The following is a 19,230-nucleotide window of genomic DNA, read 5'->3' on the forward strand; positions in this document are numbered from 1 at the left end:
GTTACAGCACACTAATCAATACCACTTTGCCCTGATATTGAGACTCTAATTGATATTTCTCATTTTGGGCTACAGTAGCTAAAAAGTCTTTAGCTTCTCCCATATCTGCATTGTCTACATAAATAAGTGTTTTAGCATGGAAATTACCTTCAAGCATTTGGAATATAGGTAAATAAAGGTCTTTCCAGCCATCTAATAACAATAGGTCTACGGGTTCATTGAAGTTCTTTAATGTGTCCGTTGCATCACCAATTCTGACTTCAATAAGGTCGTTTACTCCAGCTTTTTTAAAGTGTTCAATTGCTTTTTTTGCTTTGGATTTAATTAATTCTGTGGTGATAATTTTTCCTTTAGTTTCACGCATACCTTGAGCTAAAAACAATGTTGAAATACCAAAAGAGGTACCGAACTCGACAACATTCTTAAGATTATTATTTCTTATTAGCTGTACTAAATCTTTCCCTTGTTCCTTAGAGATTGATAGGTAAGCATCTTTAAAATCGGTGGGATTAATGGGTCTTAGAATGCTTTTTGCGAAGCCTTTCATGATTTTAAGTCCATCATGTTTAGCATCATTAAATAGTTCGTTTATTGTACTTGTTATCATTGCTTTAGCTATTTAGTTTTACTTAAGGAAGGAATACCGACGAAGTCGATATTCCTTCTTTCAATCTTATTGAAGTATTAAAACCAATCTGCTCCTGTATCGCCAGGGAAAAATGCATCAGGAAGTGATAACAATAGGCCACCTTCCTTATAGTTTGGATATAACATTAGAAGCTCATCCACTACCTGCTGTTGAGTTGAGGCTTTTTCACCTCCAGAGATAGTTTTGGTTCCCTTAATAATAGCTTGTGCTGTTTCTAGATAAGCGATATTTTCATCGATTACTGTTCCAACATCTGAACGAGAGCCATTATGACCAACGAATAGGTGATTGTAGTCTGAGAAATTAGTTTTTAGAACATTTAATCCTGCAATCCAATTTGTTAACTCATCTTCAGAGTCCTTTGGCGTATATTCTCTAAGGTATTGATGTGTAAGGTTGTAAATCAAATCGCCAGAAAAAAGGACTTTGTGCTCTTCATTGTAGAAGTACCCATTTTCGCCAGTTTCGGCTTTTGATACTTTGCCAAAAGTAAACGTGAGGTCTCCTATTTCTTTAGAGCCTGTAACTCCAATAACAGTATTAGGATACATGCTCGTAAAGTCTGCGGTATTGTTTAATTGTTCTGCCACGGTACTTTCAGCGTAAAAATCTAAATTAGTAAAACTACCAGCACCTCCATAATGGTCGCCATGGTTATGCGTGATAATTACTGCTCCAGGCTTGTTAATGGCGTCAAAGTAAGTTTTTAGTTCAGCTGCAAAAGCTGGTGCAGGTCCTAGGTCTACCACTATCGCATTGTCTTCGGTTTCTACTATGGTAACAGTATATGGTGCTGCTGCAAAATCAAACGTGTGATACCTTACGGTGTTTTCTGTGATAACATTTACAACTCCTGTTGTAATCAATGAGCTAGAAGGTGCCTCTCCAAAATCAACGGTTAATGGTGAAATGGTATCATCATCATTAGAACATGATGTAATTGCGATAGCCAGTGTTAAGATGGCCAATAAACTTAATTTTAAATATTTCATTTGTTTCGTGTTTTTTATTACAATGCAAAGGTGGAAAAACACAAAACGGCTTAGCTTATCAAAATGAATGTAAAAATGGTAAATGTGGGAAGTGTTATGTTTTTTTTGCTCTAAAGTCTTTTGGAGAAACGCCCATTTTCTTTTTGAAAAATTTAGTAAAGTTGGTTACTTCGTCAAATCCAGTGTCAAAAGATATCTCTTTTAGGCTTTTATTAGTACTTACAATGGCACGCTTAATTTCTAAGACCACATAGTCGTCTATAAATGTTTTTGCCGTATTAATGGTAAAACTCTTCACCACTTGGTTTAAATGCTTTGTGGAAATAAGCAAGATATCAGCATAGTCCTTTACATTTCGTGTAGTAGTATAATTAGATTCGACCAAGTTTTTGAATTGTAAAAAAGTACTATACTGTTTTGAATTATTGTTTTGTAATTCGGTGTTTTGAGACTTACGTTCTAGTCTTAATAAGTATAAGTTTAATAAGGAAGCTACTATGTTTTTTTGAGCATAAGTGTTTTCCACTGTCAGCTCTTGGGTAAGGTCTGTTAAAAATGCTTCGTTAAGTGCTCTATCATTTGCAATAGGTGCAGAAATATGATAGTTATAGAAGTGAGAAATTAAACTTATTGAAGTTTTTGAGAAATAATTAAGAACAAAATCCTCAGTGAAAACTATTAAGAAACCATCGTATTGGGGATTTTCTTGGAAAGCATGCACTTGACCTTTCGCTATTTTAAGCACTGAGCCTTTCTGTATTTCATAATTCTTCAAATCAATTTGATGAACACCTGTGCCCTCTGTCACAATCAATAAAGCGAAAAAAGAGATACGGTGTGGCTGTAAAGGGTCGTGGCTGCCACTTTCCTCTATTCTTGGGAACAACTCGGCTAAACGTATGAATTCAAAATCAGTGGCACCTTCGCTACTGTCAAATGATAAATTTGGGATGTTATTCAATGGTTGTTTTTGCTTTATGTTAGGAACGCTTGAACTGAAATATAGCTTGTCAAAAGTTTAATATAACTAATGCCGTGAGAATAGAAAACCTACGAGCGTTTTCGTGCCGAGCCTTTTTTTGAAATTAGTTTTGCTCCGTTTGCTTCACTACCAAATTCCCACTGATATACGTTTTTAAACATTTTATATCACGCAATTCACTAGGCTTTGACTTTAATGGATTCTTATCTAGGATTATGAAATCGGCATATTTCCCTTTCCCCAGAGAGCCTATTTTATCCTCCATATTAATTTGCCAGGCCGCATTTATGGTTAAAGCTTGTATGGCTTCCAGTATGCTTATGCTTTGATTTGCTGCTATAGTATCACCTGAGGTGGTTTTACGCTCCACAGCAGTTTGGATTAAGCTAAAAGGATTACTTTCAAACATGGGCTGGTCGGCATGTAAAGAATACTTTATGCCGTTAGCGGTTACAGTGTTTAAAGGCAAGATGGTTTCTGTTCTTTTCTCACCTAAAATGTCAGACTTTAAAGCATCACCGTAGTAGTACAAGTGATTGATATGAAAACTAGGAGTAAGGTTTAACCTTTTTAATCGAGCTAGATTCTCTGAAGGAAATAATAAACAATGCTCTAATCTATGCCTAGACTTTGAGAAATCAAGTTCCTCTTCAAGTTCTTCAAAGGCATTAATTACTTCATTTATAGCCGCATCTCCTTGTGTATGAATCGCAATTTGCCAGCCTTTTAAATGATTTCCCTTTATAAAGGCCTTTAAGCTATCCTTTTTGATTAAGGCCGTACCCTTACTATCAATGGGGATATGCAGTTTCACATTAGTAAGCTCCGTGTTTAGGTAGGGGGCATTTAGGTACATAGTACCAATGTACGGAGAGCCGTCATACCAATGTTTAATACCTATAACATCATAGAAATCGTTTCTCTCTTGGGCGTATTCTGGCATTAAGTGTTCCATATCATGTCTCATGTACATAAAATGTCTTGGTCTTTGCTGTCTTTTAGGGAAAACACCAACTTTCTCCAAAAAACTTCCAAGCAAACTTGGTCTATCAATGGATAGATTTTTGAAAAGCATGAGTGGCTTTTCGTCTTGAATGGTAATTCCGGCAGACACAATGGTGGTATTGCCATTTTTAGCATAATCTGCCATCACTTTAGATGCGGCAGCACTCAGTTTTTTAGGTGTTAAAACTTCACTTTTTAAGATGTCGAAAAAAGGTTTTACGGCCTCCTGTTCTACTATGGAGCCATCAAGATTTCCATCTTGGTCTTTACCATAATAGCTATTTTCAGACGGGTTTGGTGTCGTTTTGTCAATTTTCACCAGCTGGAAAGCTTTAGTGTTTGCCCAATAACTGTGTAAACTTTGACTAAAGAATAGAACAGGGTTTTCTGGAGCAATTTTGTCTAAGTATGCAATGGATGGGGGTATTAAGTCAGGTACTAAAATTGGGTCAATTCCTTTACAGACAATCCATTCTCCTTTTTTACTCTTTTTGACAATGCTTTCAAATTCTGCCCAGACTTCATCATTTGACTTAAATTTAAATCCAGATAAGTCATGCATTTCAGACATAAACATACTGATGGAAAAGTGGGTATGAGGGTCAATAAAGCCAGGCATTACCGTAGCACCTTTCAAATCTACGTGAGATTCACTTTTTGACAAATAGTGTTCAAGGGCCTTATTAGAACCAATAGCAATCACTTTCCCATTTTCAATAAACATGGCTTCTGCAAATGCTTGATTTTGGTTTAATGTGATTATATGGCCATTTGAATATAGGGTAGGGGGCGTTTTCTTAAAATCCTGCCTAATGTATAGATAAGAAATAAATAGAACGGTTAGAATTACTAAACCAACTTTTAAGGCTTTTTTCATGCTGATTATTTAAGGCAGCTATTAGATTATTACTTGCCTTTTTGATGAGCAAATTACAATTAAACTAATAAGCCTCAATATTGTGTTTTAGATTTTAGTTAAGAAGTCCATCAATTTGATTTTGGCATCTTGCTTTGCTTTGAAATTACCTTGCTCTGTTCCGCCCAATTCATACTCATAAGCTTTTCCATCAATTTGAATGGTGTTAGTGCTATAATTTGAATGAGACTCAGGATTTGTTGAAATATTGTGCCCTGCATTATCATATTTAATATTCTGAAAGGAATTTTTAGAGCTGTTTACTGCCAAACGCTGTGCTATCATATCTGCCATGCGTGATGATGGCCATACTTTATCATCGTTGCCAGAAAATAGCAAAATAGGCCCATTAATATTTTCAACTTTGATAGCCGCTTGTGCTACCAAGTCGGTTTTTGATAAACCAGTCTTCCAATAGTCTAACATTTCAATTTTCTTAGAATCGCTTCCCTTGATTTTAGCCATAGGTACATATGGAATATCAAGACCTTTATATTTCCAGCTAGCTTTCAGTTGGTCGGAATTGTAAGGTAAAACGGTATTTGACCATGAAACAGCACTGGGAGCATAAGCCACCGCTCCGCTAATAGACTTTGTAAATGTAGAAGCAAGAATTAATGCTAGTTCGGCATTTCTTGAGGCACCCATTACTACTATTCTATTAGGGTCAACTTCGGGCTGTTTTTTGAGCCAGTTAATGGCGTTCTCAAAGTATTCTAATTCAATTTCCTCAGGCAATTTTGGTAATCCGTCTCTACCCGAATAAGGTATTGACAAGCCGACCATTCCTTTCTTAGCAAACTCTTGAGCCCAGTAGTCACCCCATTCTCCACCGCCAATTAGAACAACAGTTGTTTTACTTTTGGTGCTTTCTTTAGCAAAGTAGTTGGCTTGAAAACTGTCTTGATTTACAATAAGTGGTTTAATTCCAGTAAAAAGTAAACTATCGGCAATTAAGTACCCAATGATTAGAAATGCTGGTATACCAATGAAAGCAATGTATTTCTTCATGCTTGGCTCTCGAAACTTATTTATTTTCTTTCTTGATAATTTTGACAATGCGGTTAATGAATATTTCAGATAAATTCCAGTTGTACCCATTAAAGTCTGTGGTGTTCATAAACTGAACCACTACGGTGTCAATGTCTTTATGGTATTCTGAAAGGCACTGATAGCCCGGAAGGAGACCGCCGTGTTCATACTCGTATATGGAGGAGTATATTTCTTGTTCACCTTCTTTAAAGACGGAGCCATCATTTAATGCTCGCAAGAAAATGCCCACATCTTCTGCTGTAGCTATCATGGCACCATAATCATTGGTCTTTAAATCTTCCTCATAGCCTACGTAATAGCCACTCATAAGATCATCCATATTGATTTCACTAAGGGAGCTGAACGTGTTTTTAAGACCAAGTGGTATCAATATTTCCTCTTTGATAAATTGGTTATGGCTGTAACCCACTACTTTGTCAATGAGTCTGGAAAGCAATAGATAACCCGTGTTACAGTATTCATAATCTTCCCCTGGTCTAAAGTTGGCTGGTAAGTCCAATGCATATTCGAGTACATCTTTAGTACTATCTTGTGGCTGGTCCCAGAAACCAGGATGGTTGGTGAAAATGGGCATACCGCTCCTGTGCTGAACCATCATTCTCAAAGTGATTTCGTCAGCATATTCTATTCTGCCTACAAGCTCTGGAAAGTAATCTGCAAGGGTTTTATCTAATGAAAGCTTATTGGCATTAACCAATTTGGTAATAGCCACAGCAACATACAGCTTATTTATACTACCAATCTTAAATAAAGATTTTGGGTCTGCGGGAGTTTTATCTGCCCTATTTTTATAACCAGCTGCGTAAAATGCTGGTGGTTTTCCTGCTTGGTCTACATATACTATCATTCCATCAAAACCATAACCAACTGCTGCGTCTACCTGCTCTTGAACGGTGTTTGGTAGGGGTAATATCCAAGCTTTGACCAAAATCCAGGGTACAAAATATAAAGAGCCTATGCTGGCTAGAATAAATAGAATTCGGAGTATGCGTTTTGCTTGTTTCATTTTTAGCTTTCAGGCTAAGGTGCTTTCCCTTTATGGTTACAGTATTAGCAAGCTAGCAGCTTTTAGAGTAAATGTCAAGACCGTGGGTTTTAGATTGCCTTGAAATTATACGAGTGGTTTTAATCAGGGATGTAGTAGGCTAAATTGCTAAGAAGGGGGCCTCGCCTCTATATTCTTTTAACAAGCTAAAAGTTTGTGTGCTATAATGGTGTTACATTATTCAAGATTAAAATATACCATATTACAGCAGCCCAAAGCCATAGAATAAAGGCATAAATTATTCTAAGTAGTATTTTGGAAGTAGTAAGTTTATGAAGATAATGCCAAGCAATACCTCCCCAAATAAAGCCGAGTGACCAGAACATACCCGAAACTATCATGGCAGGCCAAACCCAATCACCATGCCAGTCATTAAGACTAGGATATGATTTAAATAGAAATGACACTGGATAATATAGTCCTCCGCCCATAGCTCCCATGCTCACAAGACCCAATACTGCAGATATGGCAAAAGCAAGGGCTGAGAATTTAGTAGTGTAGCTTAGAGACTTCCAATGTCTAATCATTTTTAAGATTTTAAGCAAAACAAATGAAATTTAGCTAAAGAAGGCTAATAGACGGCCATTTTGTCTGAATTATACACTTTGAAACTGTATATAATTGACAGTTTTATGAGGCGTTTGATGTAGAAGGCGGAAGTGGAAATAAAACAAACCGCTCCCCTAAGTTTGAGCTTAGAAAAGCGGTTTTAAAAATTGAAATTAGGCTATTTAATTAAGTAGAGTTTAATTACTAACTGATGTTGGGTATAAGAGGTCAGGGTTTACATTTTTACCATTGACAAAAAACTTCATAATACCTTCCCCTCTAGTGCCCGCTTCTTCGTCTTTATAGGCACCATTGTAATACAAGATTTCTATGGGGTAAAGACCTGCCTTTAAGAAAACGGCTGTTCCTTTAGGAGCAAGACCCGGTGCTGCCCTGTAACCGTCATTAACTATCACTTTTTGACCACCAATGCTTAGTATGGTACCATCATCAGAAGAGATATTAAATTCTATTTCTCCCTTTTCTGGAATAGCAATGTATCCATTGAAGCTAAAAAGACATTCGTCAATGTTCGCAAATTCTGTTTCATAGTACATGGCCAAACTTGTAGAATCTTCTTTTAACCATTTCACCATTGGCGTAAGCTCATTTCCTGCATAACTTAATCTAGTAGCAGTAAAAAGGCCATGTGACGGGGTAGTTTTCATTATATGTATTCCTTCGCCAGCTAAACCTGAAAGTGGGTTTCCTGATCTTTTCCAAAGACGACCAACTAAGCCTGTACCTTTTTCTGCTGGAATTTTCTCCGCTGCTGAGGGAAATATTAATGTTTTATTCAGCAAACTTGACGAATAAAGGCTTTCCGTTTTAACGGGAGCACCGTTTACCTCGAAACTAAAGACACCTTCGCCATATCTATTTAAGTAATCTCTCCAACTTCCATTGTAATAGACAATTTCTATCGGGTAAAGACCTGGCTTTTTGAAAGTCATTTTTCCATCAGGGTTTTTACCTGGAGCATTTCCGTGACCATCGTTATTGATAACTTTTTGTCCATCAATCCAGACCAAACAGCCATCATCTGAAGCAGCTCTAAAGTTTACTTCGCCAGCCTCTGGAATGGCTATTAAGCCTGTGAAGCTAAAAATACTACCATCTACATCTGGGCTTTTAGGTTTGTTTGAAAAAACAACACTGGCTCCATCTTCTCCAAGCCAATCTACCAGTAATGAGATGTCGTTTCTCTGGTATTTCATTTTGCTAGCCTTAAAGGTGGCATCGGCAGGTCGCTCGTTTATGGTGGCCATTACGTCACCTGCAAGTTTAACCATTGGCCCATTGGTATACTTCCAGTAGCGTCCGTCTAGTCCACTGCCTGCATCCTTTGGAATAGGTTGTATTTGAGCAAAGCTCATAGAGCTAAGCATGCCCAGCATTATCAATAAGGACAGTTTTGTTTTAGATTTTGAATACATATTTATTTTAAAGTTTAGGTTGAGATTATTTTTTGAAGAGAACTTTTAGGCCAATCAGTTTACTGTAATGACTATTCTAGCATATTTAGTTAGTGTCGGGCTACCTGAATCACTTACTTCGCATATCACATGGATGGTTTCTCCTGCTTTAGCATTTTGCGGTATGGTCAGTGATGCTTTGGCTTGCTTGGAATTTATGATATCTACATTGCCTTGATAGGTGTCAGCCTCATCATATTGCCACCAATTATAATATAAAGAGTCACCGTCAGGGTCGGTAGTTCCTAGAGCACTTAGTTTTACTTCAGTACCCGCTTTGGCGGTCAAATCATCCTCATGTTCAAGTTTTATAATAGGAGCGTGGTTGGCTTCTTCAAAGGATTTGACAGACCAATCTGCACGTGCTGCAAAATCGTTTTGCTGAGCTACAGACCAACGCCACATTGGTTTGAAAAAAGACAGCAAATTTGGATTGGTTATGTAGGAGTCTCCTTCGTTTAAGACCTTTCTTCCCCAAACCGTGGTCTTGTAATAGCGTCCTTCTGGGTGTACATAGCCTTCATAAGGGGCAGGGTCCATCCACGTATTATCGCGAATTTTAACAAACCTGCCACCCCAACCTCCCCAGTCGGGAGACTCCATGCTTCTTAGGCCAGTAGGAACGGTATGAAGGAATGCAGGCGAATCGCCCTCGGCTCTAAAGTCGCCCACAAGGTAAGTTGTGTCTTCACCATTATGAGCTTTGTAAAGCGAACATAGCGGTCCATGATTTTCTAATATGTTTTCTTTCATCCATGGAGCTTCAAAGTACTCCTGGTTTTCTTTTGGTTGAATTCTTTTCCAGCGATAAGCCAAGGCTTCAAATTGGTCAGAAATAATAGTAGGAATTTGATATTTCCCCCATTTAGGCAAAATGTAAGATTGGTAGGTAGAGTCTTGCTCAAAAATGAAATAGAATCGCATTTTTTTAGCTACTTCCTCCATTTTTTCAGGATGCTCTTCTTCTATGGTTTTTAATGCTCTTGCTATGGTATTAATGCCACCCCAAGCTTGTATCCATATTTCACTATCGTCTGTGTTATCCAGCAACACTTCTGCAATTAGCTGTGAACCTTCTGTAACCTCTTCCATTTCTCCTTCGGCACTTATGTTTCCCATGCGATAACGGTCATATAGATACGAAGGGCTAGGATAGCTAGCATCATGTTTTATTAAGTTAGGATATATCTCTTTATAAGCTTTCAAATAAGGCTCAATCCAATGGTCGCCAGCCCAGTCATGACCCTGCCAGTGGTATTGGGAACTGGTGGTAACTATGGCCTCAATATCCCACTCATTGGCATAAAGGAGGCATCTTACCATGGAGCACTCATCGTCTATTTCACCATCGCTTGTGATAATAACACGTGGTTTCTTCTCTGTGGAGGTAATTTCTGAGGAGGTTTCGCTGCTACAAGACTGAAACACAAACATGCAGGCTATTGCTATAGCTAATATGCTTGTCTGCTTATATCTAAAAGATTTTGAGATTTTAATTGACAGACAATCAATTTGGTAAGTCAGTTCTTCATGTTTAGTTAATTTTTGGACAAAATGATTTAAAGACTCCTTCTGAGCAGCAAGTGGCTTAAAACCTGTTCTTAAATAGGCAAGGGCAGGGGAAATTGAGAATTTCATAGGGTTTCGATTAGTTTCGATTAGGCTGGTAAATGTAAGTAAATACAATTATAACGAAAATAAACGAAAGTTAGTGGTTTTGTTTCTAGTACATTAATCTTGCTTTGTTTGTCTTTTTTCTGTTTAAGTTTAATTATCTGCGATAGAATTTTATTAAAAATAAATGCAAGATTCTTGCATTTATTGAAGCCTAATTACCATTACATTTGACGAATTTTTACAAACATATTTATGGAATTAGTCATTGCTTATATAGGTTTTATAATATCGGCTTATTCGGTGATAGCCAACGATGTTATTCAAACGCTTGGTACATTCATATCTTCAAATTTTAAAGTAAAGTGGTGGTGGCTTTGGTTTTTTGCCATTAGTATTCTAACAGCAACTCTTTGCTATGGTTGGTATATGAACGACGGCGATGTGTCTTACGGCAGATTAGCCAATATACCTTTACCTGAAAAGCTAGAGTGGTGGTACTTGTTAGCCCCCATTGCCTTGTTGGTCATCACACGTGTAGGTGTGCCCGTGAGTACCACATTTATGATTCTTAGTATATTTTCATCTAGCGTGATTATAGAAAAGATGATTTTAAAATCGATATATGGTTACGCTATTGCTTTTGTTTTTGCCATTTCGGTGTATGTGCTTATTTCTAGAAGGTTAGAGTCTAAATTTTCCTTAGATAAGCTCGACAAGCAAGCCAAGAAGCATTATTGGTTGGTGGCTCAGTGGTTTTCTACGGGTTTCCTTTGGTCTCAATGGTTGATTCAGGATTTTGCTAACATCTTTGTTTTTCTGCCAAGGAAGCTTTCTTTAGAGCAGCTTATTTTGGCTATAAGCTGTATTTTACTGATTATGGCATACATTTTCAGGAAACGAGGAGGGAAAATTCAGGAAATAGTCAATCAAAAATCAAACACGAAGAATATTCGTTCTGCCACCATTATCGATTTGATTTATGGTATCTTTTTGTTTGTATTTGGGAATATAAATTCCATCCCAATGAGTACTACTTGGGTGTTTATGGGCATTTTGGCAGGTAGGGAGTTAGCCATCACCTATTTACTAAACAAGTCAAAAATCAAATACACGTACATCATTATTGCCAAAGATTTCGGTAAAGTAAATATTGGACTTGCTGTGAGTGTGGTGATAGCGTTTTTGATTCAATATTTGAAATAATTTAAAGAGCTATCTGCCAAATATTGACAGATGTTTCAAATTAAATTGAATGCTTGGCTGTATTTAGTAAGGAATACCTGATTTAAGAGTTGAGAATGAGGCTCAAAAATTACTTTTTTTCTTGGAGGACTTTCCTTAATCCAGACAAAGTTGTGAAAGGCAACTCGGCTATTGAATTGTTTGCTAGCCACACTGGAATATTATCTCCAGGTTCGGAGTGGAATACATAAGTTATTTCCGTACTGTTTCCTGATGGTTTTAACAAGATATATCCTTCTGCTTTTTTCATCCGTACTATTCCTCTTTTCTCTGGTATGTAGTCGGGTATTCCATTGAGAGCTATTCTGATTCCATTGGCTGTAGTGGGGTCTATTGACATTTTATAGACCATGTCTCGATTATTATAAGGCCATGGAAATATTGTTTCCACATAATTATATTGAATAGCCTTTTCTTCTTTTAGGAGCTGTGATGTTTTAGTGAAGCCGTACCATTTAGTATAAGCATCAGCATTCTTTAGGATTTTAAGTATTTCATCTGGTGAGGCGGTGAGCATCATTACAGCTTTAAAAGATTTGAAATCGGAGTCTTTTTCCATCCTTGTATAGACTTTTATGTCTTCCTTATCTTTATCAATTTCCCATGAATTTTGTGAAAAAACATGATGTGAGGTCAGTAGAAGTAAGCAGATAAGGACTATTGAATTCATGTATTTAAATGGATTCATATATCAAATGGTGCTTTTACTTGCTTTGTAAAGTCGGAAGAAATAATACAAGAATAGAAGTGAAAAGATGAAGTCACCTATGATGATAATGAATACAAGCGAGTTTGCCAGTCCGGCCAGGTAAAAGTTTAGTAAGGAAATTGCAAAACCAATTTTACCAATTCCACCTACAATCACGATGCCGTAATGTTTTATAGGGTTGTAAGCCACTATAGCATAACCTACGAAATAGACTAGTGTAGTGCCCCAAGCACCTTGATAAATGGCATAAAAGAGTGGGTCGGTTAATTCTCTGTCGAAAAGTCCATTAAAAGTGTAGGCGGTGTTAAAATAGCCATAAAAAGCACCTATTAGATTCCATAAGGATGCAATCAGGAAGAATATTTTAAAAATAGTAAGCTCTTTGCTTTTCATTGGAATATAAGTTTTGTTTAAAAATTATATTGCAAATAAAGCGTACTAAAAATAACGGTGCATTTACATATGTAATTAAATACTGGACGCCATTTTCTTCCTAATTCTACTTAACTGGGTAGGGCTGATTCCTAGATATGATGCAATATGATATTGAGGGATTTCTAATTCAATTTTTGGATATTGGTCCTGAAATATTAAGTAACGCTTATCAGCATCTAGCATGGCCATTTCAAGTTCTTTTTTCTCGTAATTCAAGAAATAGTTTTCTGCAATGATTCTTCTTAATCGTTCTATTTCATAATTACCCTCCGAAAATTTTTCAATTTTATCATAAGATGCTTTCCAAATCTTGCAATCAGTAAGGGCTTGTTGGGCTACTTGGTTTTTCTGTTTACTAATCAGAGATGCATAAGAACCGATAATTGAAGGAGCAGAAAAAAAATGCTTGTTATACTCCTTCCCAGCATTATTAATATAATAAGCTCTTACAATTCCAGTTTCTAAAAAGGCGATTTCTTTAGCAAATTGACCTTTTCTTACAAAATAGTCTCCCTTTTTAAGCTCTTGAGAAACAAAAACTTCACTCATCATACTTAAAGTCTTTTCAGAAAGAGGGATAGTATTATTAAAGAAAGTGAGAAGGTTTTTCATAATATAGGGGAGTTGTTCATAAAGGTTAGCACGTGGTAATATGCACTTTTAACGTTCCTATTTATTCCAAATTTCTTTCCTTCAATATGCTTTTCAAGGCTTTGTTTTTAGGATTACTAAATGCTCTGAACAAGAAAAACAATGGGATTATGGCGAATAGTCCAAAATTGTTTTTGATAACACCGTAAATAGTGATTCCAATCATAACTCCGATAAGGGCGGCGTTCATGATAGAGTTTGATTTCATTTTTTTTGCTTTGGCTAACAGCTCTTCGTCTGTTAATTCGGATAGTTCTTTTTCTGTCATTAGGAGTCTTTTATCTTAAGAAATTTAGGCTTTTTGTAGTTAGATCTGGTTCACAAATTACAAAAAAAGATGGAATCGATATATTCTTTTTTGGGAGAAACGAAGAGTTAAGGTGTGGGTAATGTCAAATTTGAGAAGGCTGGCGAAACAGGTGTTTTTGACTATATTGTCGGCTAGTTTTTGAAATACTCAATTGGTTCAGATGAAACATTTTCATCTAACCCTAAATATCTGAATCCATTCTCTAGATGTAGGGAATTACAGTAAAAATAGAATAGTGCAAGTGTGGAGGTTTTCCTGCTGCATTCCCATTTGTTCCTACCGTTCCAATTATTGAGTATTGACTTACAAAAGATAAAGAAGACGCTTTTATCTCGTTTAGGTGTGCATAGTAATGTAGTCGCCATTTTAGACCAACTATCAGAACAAACTTCCTGCCCATGCCCATTTTTGCCGCAAATAAAACGAGGCCAGCTGTAGCAAAGAGTTAGGGTGTATGTAGTTACTTATAGAATTTTAAAGAAAGTCGGATGGCTTTCGGCGTAGATAATCTTGAATGTTTGTTTCTTCTGATTTTGAGGGGATGAAGATTGATATTCTTTACTGTTTTCTAAGCGGAAAGAGTTTTTAGTTTGTTTTAACTCTTCCAGTGGTATTCCTTGGGTGATGAGCCCTTTATTTGTCATAAACTGAAAAATAGCAAACTCTTTATGTTTTTTACTAAATCTGCCAGCCAAAGAAGATTGGCTTTCAAAACCAAGGAAGGTCGCTGTGGTTCTTACTGGGCTGTTTTTTAGAGCGTAGTTTTTTAGTTTGGTGTTTAAATTATTACTAATCCAAAACAAAGATATGATGATGGCAACTGTAGCTAAATAGACCCAAAGAGGGCCTTTGATAATCCATAATAAGGGACTTTGTTTAAAAGAGATTCCTTTTATGTTTTTTTCTAGTTTGCTAGTAAATCTAAAAAACAAGGTGGTGAGCCCAATTGCGAAGAATATAAGGCTAAACGTTTCTATGTTGCCCCAGCGTAGTATTAAATGTCCGTAAAAGGTTTTTAGAACGAAGCCTGAGAGAATTAAGATTATTCCTATTAACTGTCTTATCATTCTGTTGTGTGTACTGAGTATTCTAGCTTATGCTCCATCAAATTTAAAGACTTTTTTTCTTCAATGAAATAATTTTGAGCTAGTGGTTAAGTTAAGCAGGAGTGTTTAAAACCTCACTGGTTTTAAGCTTTGCGACCAGCCACTTTTATCAATCTATCAATGCGTCTTTTGTTCTCCTGTTGTAATAATGATGGATATAAGTTCATCAATACATTGACCAACATAATAATCAGGGCGAATAGATAATTGCCATTGAATACTTTTACTAGAGCGAAAATGGTCACGAAAACAAAACCGATTAAATGGCTTATCTCAGCCACTGTCATTTCTTTTCTAAGTGCCTCTAACTCTGGAAGTCCAATTTTGGTTTTTATTTGAAGCTTTTGATTAAAAAACTTGAAGGGGGTGTTCTTTACAATCCATTTAAAAGCACCAATTCCAATATTCTTATTAAGCGTTTTGCTTTCTATGATGTTCAGGTTCGAAATGCTTTTGTAGTATTCCGTTTTCATCAAAAGAGCATTTAAAATCATCCCTACTATCCAAGATATAAATGCTATTGAAATACCGAATGTAAAATGTTTGATAATCATATATTATGCTATTGCTTTGAAGAACTCTTCAGTTTCTTTTCGTCAAGTTTTCTTTGGTTATAATTGTCAAAGATAGCTCACAAGCCATAGGAATAGTGCTCTAGGGATATGAAATTGCTTGGTATTTATCCGGAGCCGATTGAAAATAAGTGGTTTATTGTGAACCTAGAGACTCACTGAGGGTTAATCGACTCAAATATGAGATTAATTCAAAAAACCAAAAACGTTGATGGTATTAAGAATAGGTTCAAGGTAGCATTTGAGGCTGCTTATTGACTCAATTATAGCCCGTTTAATGCGAAACTACTTTCAGTCCGACAATGGAGAAAATTAATGTGGTAATGAAAAACAAACGCCAAAATGTGGCGGGTTCATTAAAAATGAAAATCCCGACCAAAACTGTTCCTACGGCACCAATACCTGTCCAAACTGCATATGCCGTACCAATGGGTAGTTGTTTGGTCACTTTTATAAGAAGAGACATACTGATGACTAAGCAAAGTATGAAACCGCTGTACCAATATATTGATTCAGTTCCTGCAGCCTCTTTAGCTTTTCCAAGGCATGCTGCAAAGGCAACTTCAAAAAGCCCTGCAATGATTAATAATATCCACTTCATTTGTCATTAATTCCTTTTGTGTATTTCCCATTTCTGTTATTTTTTTTGCTGATTATCAGCTTTTTAATGGACAATTATAGCAACAGCAAGCTCTTTATTTCGAAAATTCATTTAAGATGTCCATTGCCTTTTCTGTGTCTTTTTTATCGACAAAAATATGGTCGTGATAATATGCCGCAACTACATTACAGCTTATTCCATTTTTGGATAATGCATTTGAAAATGCCGCCGTGAGACCAACTGCTTCTAAAGAGGAATGCACGGTAAGTGTAATCCAGGATGCCACAAAAGAGTATTCTAAATTGAGTTTGTCTGCAACTTCCTTTTCAGTGATAAGGGTAATGCTTTTTTCTTCTTTAAAAGTCATTATGATTTGGCTCAAATTTATTTGCTCCAAATTTTCTGTTTTACAAAATACAAATTCACCGGCATTGTGTTTAGGCTTCATTGACTTTAAAAGCGTCTCTAAGTTTGTTTCTCCACTCATTTTATTGTGCACTTTTACTTAGTTTTTTTAATTCATTTAAGGTGGCCTTTCCTACACTCCAAGCAGATTGTGGATTTTGACCAGTAACTAGTCTTTTGTCTGTCACTACGTGTTGGGTAAAGGGAGCCGACTTTTCGAAAATAGCTCCGTGTTCTTTTAACTTGTCTTCTAATAAAAAAGGAACAACATTCTCTAGTTTTACTTTAATCTCTTCTTCATTGGTAAATGCATTTACCTTTTTACCATCCACAAGGTATGCTCCGTTGCTTAGTTTAATATTGACAATGCCAGCAGGGCCGTGACATACAGCACTCACAACACCATTGTTCTCATAAATCTTCGCTGCAATTGCAGCAATTTCAGTATTGTCGGCAAAATCCCACATCGCTCCGTGCCCACCAGCATAATGAATGGCTACATAATCATCCGGATTTACTTCACTCGGCTTTTTTGTATTTTCAATTTTATTACGATAAATGTCGTTATCCCAAAATTTCTTGTTGATAGAATCAGTCATATCAAATGCATCTACAGGTGCTTTTCCACCTTTTGGACTTACAAAATCTATTTCGTAACCGGCAGTATGTAATACATCCCAAGGATGAGAAACTTCTCCGAGATAGTAACCTGTTTTTTCTCCTGTATCTCCTTTTTCGCTATGACTTGTAACTACAAAGAGTATCTTTTTTAATGCTTTTGCTTCTGTTGTAACCGTTGATTTTGTAGAGTTGGTTTCACTATTACAGCCTGTAAACATAACCGCAAACAAGAATAGAACAAGGAGAGCTTTAATTTTTATCATAATTTGATGTATCTAAATTTATTTGAAAATAAAGTTTTAGATTATTCTCTTCATTTTAGAAGATTGAAACAGTTTTAGCTGTTCAATAAAGAATAATGCTACGGTGCAAAAGTCCATAACATTATGAAGAAACCATTTAACAAATGATAAAAACGAAACCTATCTTATTTTTGCTCTAATTCTACTTAAACTAACTTGGGTAATGCCTAAATAGGATGCTATATGGGCTAATTGTACACGCTGAATAATACTAGGATAATTTTTGAGAAGTGCTAAATACCTTTCGGTTGCGGTATCAAATTGTAAAGAAATAAGTCGCTCTTCTGATTTAATAAGTTCTAATTCTGAAAATTTACGCCCCCAGTTTGCAATTTGAATGTCTTCTAAAAAGAGCTTTTGAAGTTGTTCTGTTTTTAATTCGTAGAGTTCGCAATCTTCCAATAATTCCACATCTTCATACCCTTTTTTATTATTGACATAGCTTTGCATGGAAACTATAGGGTTTCCTTCTCTACCAAACCAAAAAGTGATTTGATTATCATCGGAATATGCATAAGCTCTTGCTATTCCTTTTTTGATGAAATAAATACTTCTTTCAGTTTTATCTGCTTTAAATAAAATATGCCCTTTTGGAAACGCTGTTTCAGTTATTGACTCCTTTATTAAGTTTTTTGATTCAATACTTAGTGGATATATATTATCAAGAATTTGGTCTATTTCCATGTATTTATTAGGAGTCATTTTTTCGCTATCCAGGCTTGTCATCCGAGCTTAAAATCAGTGTTTATGATTCTGCTTTAATTGTAGACAGTGTAAGGTACTGAAAAGCGATAAATTTCCACTAAACCCAATAAGTTTCGGGCGGATAAGAATTCGCGTGAGATTTCTTGAGTAGATGGAACCAAGCAATTAGTTTTACTTGGTTCCTCTCATATTTATTTTGAATAAGCACCGGAAGAATAGGTCAATTCATAACTATGCGTATAGATTTCAAATACAATTCCAAAAGGGTCTTCAACATAGCACATTTTGAAAGGCTTGTCATTCGGATAGTATTCTCTGATTGGCATTCTTTGTTTCCCTCCATAAGCCACAATTTTATCAATGAGTTCTTCAATGTTCGGGTCTTGTACACAAAAATGAAATAGGCCAGTATTGAAAGGATTAAATTCAGGTGCTTCTTTGATGCCATTCGGAAAAGAAAATAGTTCTACTCCAATTCCGTCTGAAGTGGCTAAATGAGCTATTTCAAATTCTGACCAATCATTTCCGAAAACGTCAATGCACATTTGACCAATGGCAGTTTCTTTTTCCTTCTTGACTTTTGAGGGCTCCATAATAATATACCAGCCCATTACTTCTGAGTAGAATTTTACGGCTTCATTTATATTTGGAACCGTTATTCCTATATGTGAAAATGATTTTGGATAATCTTTGTTAGATGTCATAATTTATATTTTAGAATTCAAAATTAGACTATATTTACCCTGTTGGCAATAACTTACCGAAAAGTAGTATAGTTACTAAAACGAGTAAAATAATGATTATCAACTATATAAATTTTATATTTTGAATGAAAAGATTAGTTGTCCATTAAATTATACAATGAATTTAATAGGGACAAAATGGAAACCTTTAGTTCTATTTCATTTATTAGATGGCGGTTTACGTTCAGGAGTGTTACAAAAGAAAATTCCGGGCATTTCTAATAAAATGTTTACGCAAACAGTAAGAGATTTAGAAAAAGATGGGCTTATTTCTAGAAAAGTCTTTCCTGTAGTTCCTCCTAGAGTGGAATACAGTTTAAGCATTAGAGGTAAATCACTTGAAAATATTTTGAGAAGTCTGGATAAGTGGGGTTTGGAAGATTGTCAGAAATAAATGTGTTTGTTTCTAATTTGTTGGTCAAATTATTCAAGAATCAGCTTTATCCTTAACTGTTAGTTAGAAAACTGTTTAAGCTCTTATTCAGTATAATTAATGACAAATTCGAACTACTCACTTCCTAATTATATGGGGTAGATATGCAGCT

The 19,230-nt window shown here is 35.9% G+C and carries 22 protein-coding genes and 1 pseudogene; 2 read left to right on the forward strand and 21 right to left on the reverse strand.

Going from position 1 to position 19,230, the window contains the following annotated elements; genetic code table 11:
• Position 1: 1 nt before the first annotated feature.
• The 9 genes from AC0L6O_RS11305 to AC0L6O_RS11345 all read right to left on the reverse strand — a co-directional run bounded on the left by AC0L6O_RS11305 (position 2) and on the right by AC0L6O_RS11345 (position 10,304).
• The gene (locus AC0L6O_RS11305) at positions 2-607 is read right to left on the reverse strand and encodes an O-methyltransferase (RefSeq protein WP_473302428.1); all 606 of its coding nucleotides are present in this window, start codon (positions 605-607) and stop codon (positions 2-4) included.
• 77 nt (positions 608-684) lie between these two features.
• Positions 685-1,641 (reverse strand): MBL fold metallo-hydrolase, encoded by a 957-nt coding sequence (locus AC0L6O_RS11310; RefSeq protein ID WP_473302430.1) that lies wholly within the window; start codon positions 1,639-1,641, stop codon positions 685-687.
• 94 nt (positions 1,642-1,735) lie between these two features.
• Positions 1,736-2,602, reverse strand: coding sequence for a helix-turn-helix domain-containing protein (locus AC0L6O_RS11315; RefSeq protein WP_473302431.1), 867 nt, complete (start codon positions 2,600-2,602; stop codon positions 1,736-1,738).
• 124 nt (positions 2,603-2,726) lie between these two features.
• Positions 2,727-4,505 carry an amidohydrolase gene (locus AC0L6O_RS11320; RefSeq protein ID WP_473302433.1) on the reverse strand — a complete coding sequence of 593 codons (1,779 nt, stop codon included), beginning with the start codon at positions 4,503-4,505 and terminating at the stop codon, positions 2,727-2,729.
• Positions 4,506-4,592: 87 nt separating this feature from the next.
• Positions 4,593-5,555: an acyl-CoA thioester hydrolase/BAAT C-terminal domain-containing protein gene (locus AC0L6O_RS11325; RefSeq protein ID WP_473302435.1), complete on the reverse strand. Its 963-nt coding sequence runs from the start codon at positions 5,553-5,555 to the stop codon at positions 4,593-4,595.
• Positions 5,556-5,571: 16 nt separating this feature from the next.
• The gene (locus AC0L6O_RS11330) at positions 5,572-6,603 is read right to left on the reverse strand and encodes a serine hydrolase domain-containing protein (protein WP_473302436.1); all 1,032 of its coding nucleotides are present in this window, start codon (positions 6,601-6,603) and stop codon (positions 5,572-5,574) included.
• 200 nt (positions 6,604-6,803) lie between these two features.
• Positions 6,804-7,169: a hypothetical protein gene (locus AC0L6O_RS11335; protein WP_473302437.1), complete on the reverse strand. Its 366-nt coding sequence runs from the start codon at positions 7,167-7,169 to the stop codon at positions 6,804-6,806.
• A 219-nt stretch (positions 7,170-7,388) separates the two neighbouring features.
• Positions 7,389-8,627 (reverse strand): PA14 domain-containing protein, encoded by a 1,239-nt coding sequence (locus AC0L6O_RS11340; RefSeq protein WP_473302439.1) that lies wholly within the window; start codon positions 8,625-8,627, stop codon positions 7,389-7,391.
• A 54-nt stretch (positions 8,628-8,681) separates the two neighbouring features.
• On the reverse strand, positions 8,682-10,304 hold the full coding sequence (locus AC0L6O_RS11345; protein ID WP_473302440.1) for a DUF1593 domain-containing protein: 1,623 nt from the start codon (positions 10,302-10,304) through the stop codon (positions 8,682-8,684).
• A gap of 231 nt (positions 10,305-10,535) precedes the next feature.
• On the opposite strand from AC0L6O_RS11345, the gene AC0L6O_RS11350 reads away from it, so the two are divergent.
• Complete coding sequence (locus AC0L6O_RS11350; RefSeq protein ID WP_473302441.1) at positions 10,536-11,486, forward strand: hypothetical protein; 951 nt, start codon at positions 10,536-10,538, stop codon at positions 11,484-11,486.
• A 109-nt stretch (positions 11,487-11,595) separates the two neighbouring features.
• Here the strand turns inward: AC0L6O_RS11350 and AC0L6O_RS11355 are convergent, their stop codons facing one another.
• The 12 genes and pseudogenes from AC0L6O_RS11355 to AC0L6O_RS11410 all read right to left on the reverse strand — a co-directional run bounded on the left by AC0L6O_RS11355 (position 11,596) and on the right by AC0L6O_RS11410 (position 18,646).
• The gene (locus AC0L6O_RS11355; protein ID WP_473302442.1) at positions 11,596-12,195 is read right to left on the reverse strand and encodes an START domain-containing protein; all 600 of its coding nucleotides are present in this window, start codon (positions 12,193-12,195) and stop codon (positions 11,596-11,598) included.
• 21 nt (positions 12,196-12,216) lie between these two features.
• Positions 12,217-12,627 carry a hypothetical protein gene (locus AC0L6O_RS11360; RefSeq protein ID WP_473302443.1) on the reverse strand — a complete coding sequence of 137 codons (411 nt, stop codon included), beginning with the start codon at positions 12,625-12,627 and terminating at the stop codon, positions 12,217-12,219.
• 75 nt (positions 12,628-12,702) lie between these two features.
• Entirely contained in the window at positions 12,703-13,281 is a 579-nt protein-coding gene (locus AC0L6O_RS11365; protein WP_473302444.1) for a Crp/Fnr family transcriptional regulator, read from the reverse strand.
• A gap of 61 nt (positions 13,282-13,342) precedes the next feature.
• Positions 13,343-13,588 (reverse strand): FUSC family protein, encoded by a 246-nt coding sequence (locus tag AC0L6O_RS11370; protein ID WP_473302446.1) that lies wholly within the window; start codon positions 13,586-13,588, stop codon positions 13,343-13,345.
• 244 nt (positions 13,589-13,832) lie between these two features.
• Positions 13,833-14,054 (reverse strand): annotated as a pseudogene (locus AC0L6O_RS11375) (M23 family metallopeptidase); the annotation flags it as partial.
• A 40-nt stretch (positions 14,055-14,094) separates the two neighbouring features.
• On the reverse strand, positions 14,095-14,697 hold the full coding sequence (locus AC0L6O_RS11380; RefSeq protein WP_473302448.1) for a hypothetical protein: 603 nt from the start codon (positions 14,695-14,697) through the stop codon (positions 14,095-14,097).
• A 122-nt stretch (positions 14,698-14,819) separates the two neighbouring features.
• Positions 14,820-15,290, reverse strand: coding sequence for a glycosyl-4,4'-diaponeurosporenoate acyltransferase CrtO family protein (locus tag AC0L6O_RS11385; protein ID WP_473302449.1), 471 nt, complete (start codon positions 15,288-15,290; stop codon positions 14,820-14,822).
• A gap of 292 nt (positions 15,291-15,582) precedes the next feature.
• Entirely contained in the window at positions 15,583-15,909 is a 327-nt protein-coding gene (locus AC0L6O_RS11390; RefSeq protein ID WP_473302451.1) for a DMT family transporter, read from the reverse strand.
• A gap of 94 nt (positions 15,910-16,003) precedes the next feature.
• The gene (locus AC0L6O_RS11395) at positions 16,004-16,396 is read right to left on the reverse strand and encodes an ACT domain-containing protein (protein WP_473308522.1); all 393 of its coding nucleotides are present in this window, start codon (positions 16,394-16,396) and stop codon (positions 16,004-16,006) included.
• Between the two features lies 1 nt (position 16,397).
• Positions 16,398-17,198, reverse strand: a complete 801-nt coding sequence (locus tag AC0L6O_RS11400; protein ID WP_473302452.1) for a type 1 glutamine amidotransferase domain-containing protein — start codon at positions 17,196-17,198, stop codon at positions 16,398-16,400.
• Positions 17,199-17,357: 159 nt separating this feature from the next.
• Positions 17,358-17,939, reverse strand: a complete 582-nt coding sequence (locus tag AC0L6O_RS11405; RefSeq protein WP_473302454.1) for a Crp/Fnr family transcriptional regulator — start codon at positions 17,937-17,939, stop codon at positions 17,358-17,360.
• 194 nt (positions 17,940-18,133) lie between these two features.
• Positions 18,134-18,646 (reverse strand): VOC family protein, encoded by a 513-nt coding sequence (locus tag AC0L6O_RS11410; protein WP_473302456.1) that lies wholly within the window; start codon positions 18,644-18,646, stop codon positions 18,134-18,136.
• 157 nt (positions 18,647-18,803) lie between these two features.
• Here AC0L6O_RS11410 and AC0L6O_RS11415 point away from each other — a divergent pair, with 157 nt between their 5' ends.
• On the forward strand, positions 18,804-19,079 hold the full coding sequence (locus AC0L6O_RS11415; protein WP_473302458.1) for a winged helix-turn-helix transcriptional regulator: 276 nt from the start codon (positions 18,804-18,806) through the stop codon (positions 19,077-19,079).
• The last annotated feature ends 151 nt before the right edge of the window (positions 19,080-19,230 follow it).

The organism is Arcticibacterium sp. GJ41-1 (genome assembly GCF_055808875.1).

Bases quoted from the DNA above. Each gene is read 5' to 3' on its own strand.
- AC0L6O_RS11415 (WP_473302458.1), top strand. From the start codon at position 18,804: ATGAATTTAATAGGGACAAAATGGAAACCTTTAGTTCTATTTCATTTA.
- AC0L6O_RS11405 (WP_473302454.1), bottom strand. From the start codon at position 17,939: ATGACTCCTAATAAATACATGGAAATAGACCAAATTCTTGATAATATA.
- AC0L6O_RS11395 (WP_473308522.1), bottom strand. From the start codon at position 16,396: ATGAGTGGAGAAACAAACTTAGAGACGCTTTTAAAGTCAATGAAGCCT.
- AC0L6O_RS11335 (WP_473302437.1), bottom strand. From the start codon at position 7,169: ATGATTAGACATTGGAAGTCTCTAAGCTACACTACTAAATTCTCAGCC.
- AC0L6O_RS11340 (WP_473302439.1), bottom strand. From the start codon at position 8,627: ATGTATTCAAAATCTAAAACAAAACTGTCCTTATTGATAATGCTGGGC.
- AC0L6O_RS11355 (WP_473302442.1), bottom strand. From the start codon at position 12,195: ATGAATTCAATAGTCCTTATCTGCTTACTTCTACTGACCTCACATCAT.
- AC0L6O_RS11360 (WP_473302443.1), bottom strand. From the start codon at position 12,627: ATGAAAAGCAAAGAGCTTACTATTTTTAAAATATTCTTCCTGATTGCA.
- AC0L6O_RS11345 (WP_473302440.1), bottom strand. From the start codon at position 10,304: ATGAAATTCTCAATTTCCCCTGCCCTTGCCTATTTAAGAACAGGTTTT.
- AC0L6O_RS11305 (WP_473302428.1), bottom strand. From the start codon at position 607: ATGATAACAAGTACAATAAACGAACTATTTAATGATGCTAAACATGAT.
- AC0L6O_RS11325 (WP_473302435.1), bottom strand. From the start codon at position 5,555: ATGAAGAAATACATTGCTTTCATTGGTATACCAGCATTTCTAATCATT.
- AC0L6O_RS11400 (WP_473302452.1), bottom strand. From the start codon at position 17,198: ATGATAAAAATTAAAGCTCTCCTTGTTCTATTCTTGTTTGCGGTTATG.
- AC0L6O_RS11320 (WP_473302433.1), bottom strand. From the start codon at position 4,505: ATGAAAAAAGCCTTAAAAGTTGGTTTAGTAATTCTAACCGTTCTATTT.
- AC0L6O_RS11330 (WP_473302436.1), bottom strand. From the start codon at position 6,603: ATGAAACAAGCAAAACGCATACTCCGAATTCTATTTATTCTAGCCAGC.
- AC0L6O_RS11385 (WP_473302449.1), bottom strand. From the start codon at position 15,290: ATGATTATCAAACATTTTACATTCGGTATTTCAATAGCATTTATATCT.
- AC0L6O_RS11310 (WP_473302430.1), bottom strand. From the start codon at position 1,641: ATGAAATATTTAAAATTAAGTTTATTGGCCATCTTAACACTGGCTATC.
- AC0L6O_RS11365 (WP_473302444.1), bottom strand. From the start codon at position 13,281: ATGAAAAACCTTCTCACTTTCTTTAATAATACTATCCCTCTTTCTGAA.
- AC0L6O_RS11390 (WP_473302451.1), bottom strand. From the start codon at position 15,909: ATGAAGTGGATATTATTAATCATTGCAGGGCTTTTTGAAGTTGCCTTT.
- AC0L6O_RS11380 (WP_473302448.1), bottom strand. From the start codon at position 14,697: ATGATAAGACAGTTAATAGGAATAATCTTAATTCTCTCAGGCTTCGTT.
- AC0L6O_RS11350 (WP_473302441.1), top strand. From the start codon at position 10,536: ATGGAATTAGTCATTGCTTATATAGGTTTTATAATATCGGCTTATTCG.
- AC0L6O_RS11370 (WP_473302446.1), bottom strand. From the start codon at position 13,588: ATGACAGAAAAAGAACTATCCGAATTAACAGACGAAGAGCTGTTAGCC.
- AC0L6O_RS11410 (WP_473302456.1), bottom strand. From the start codon at position 18,646: ATGACATCTAACAAAGATTATCCAAAATCATTTTCACATATAGGAATA.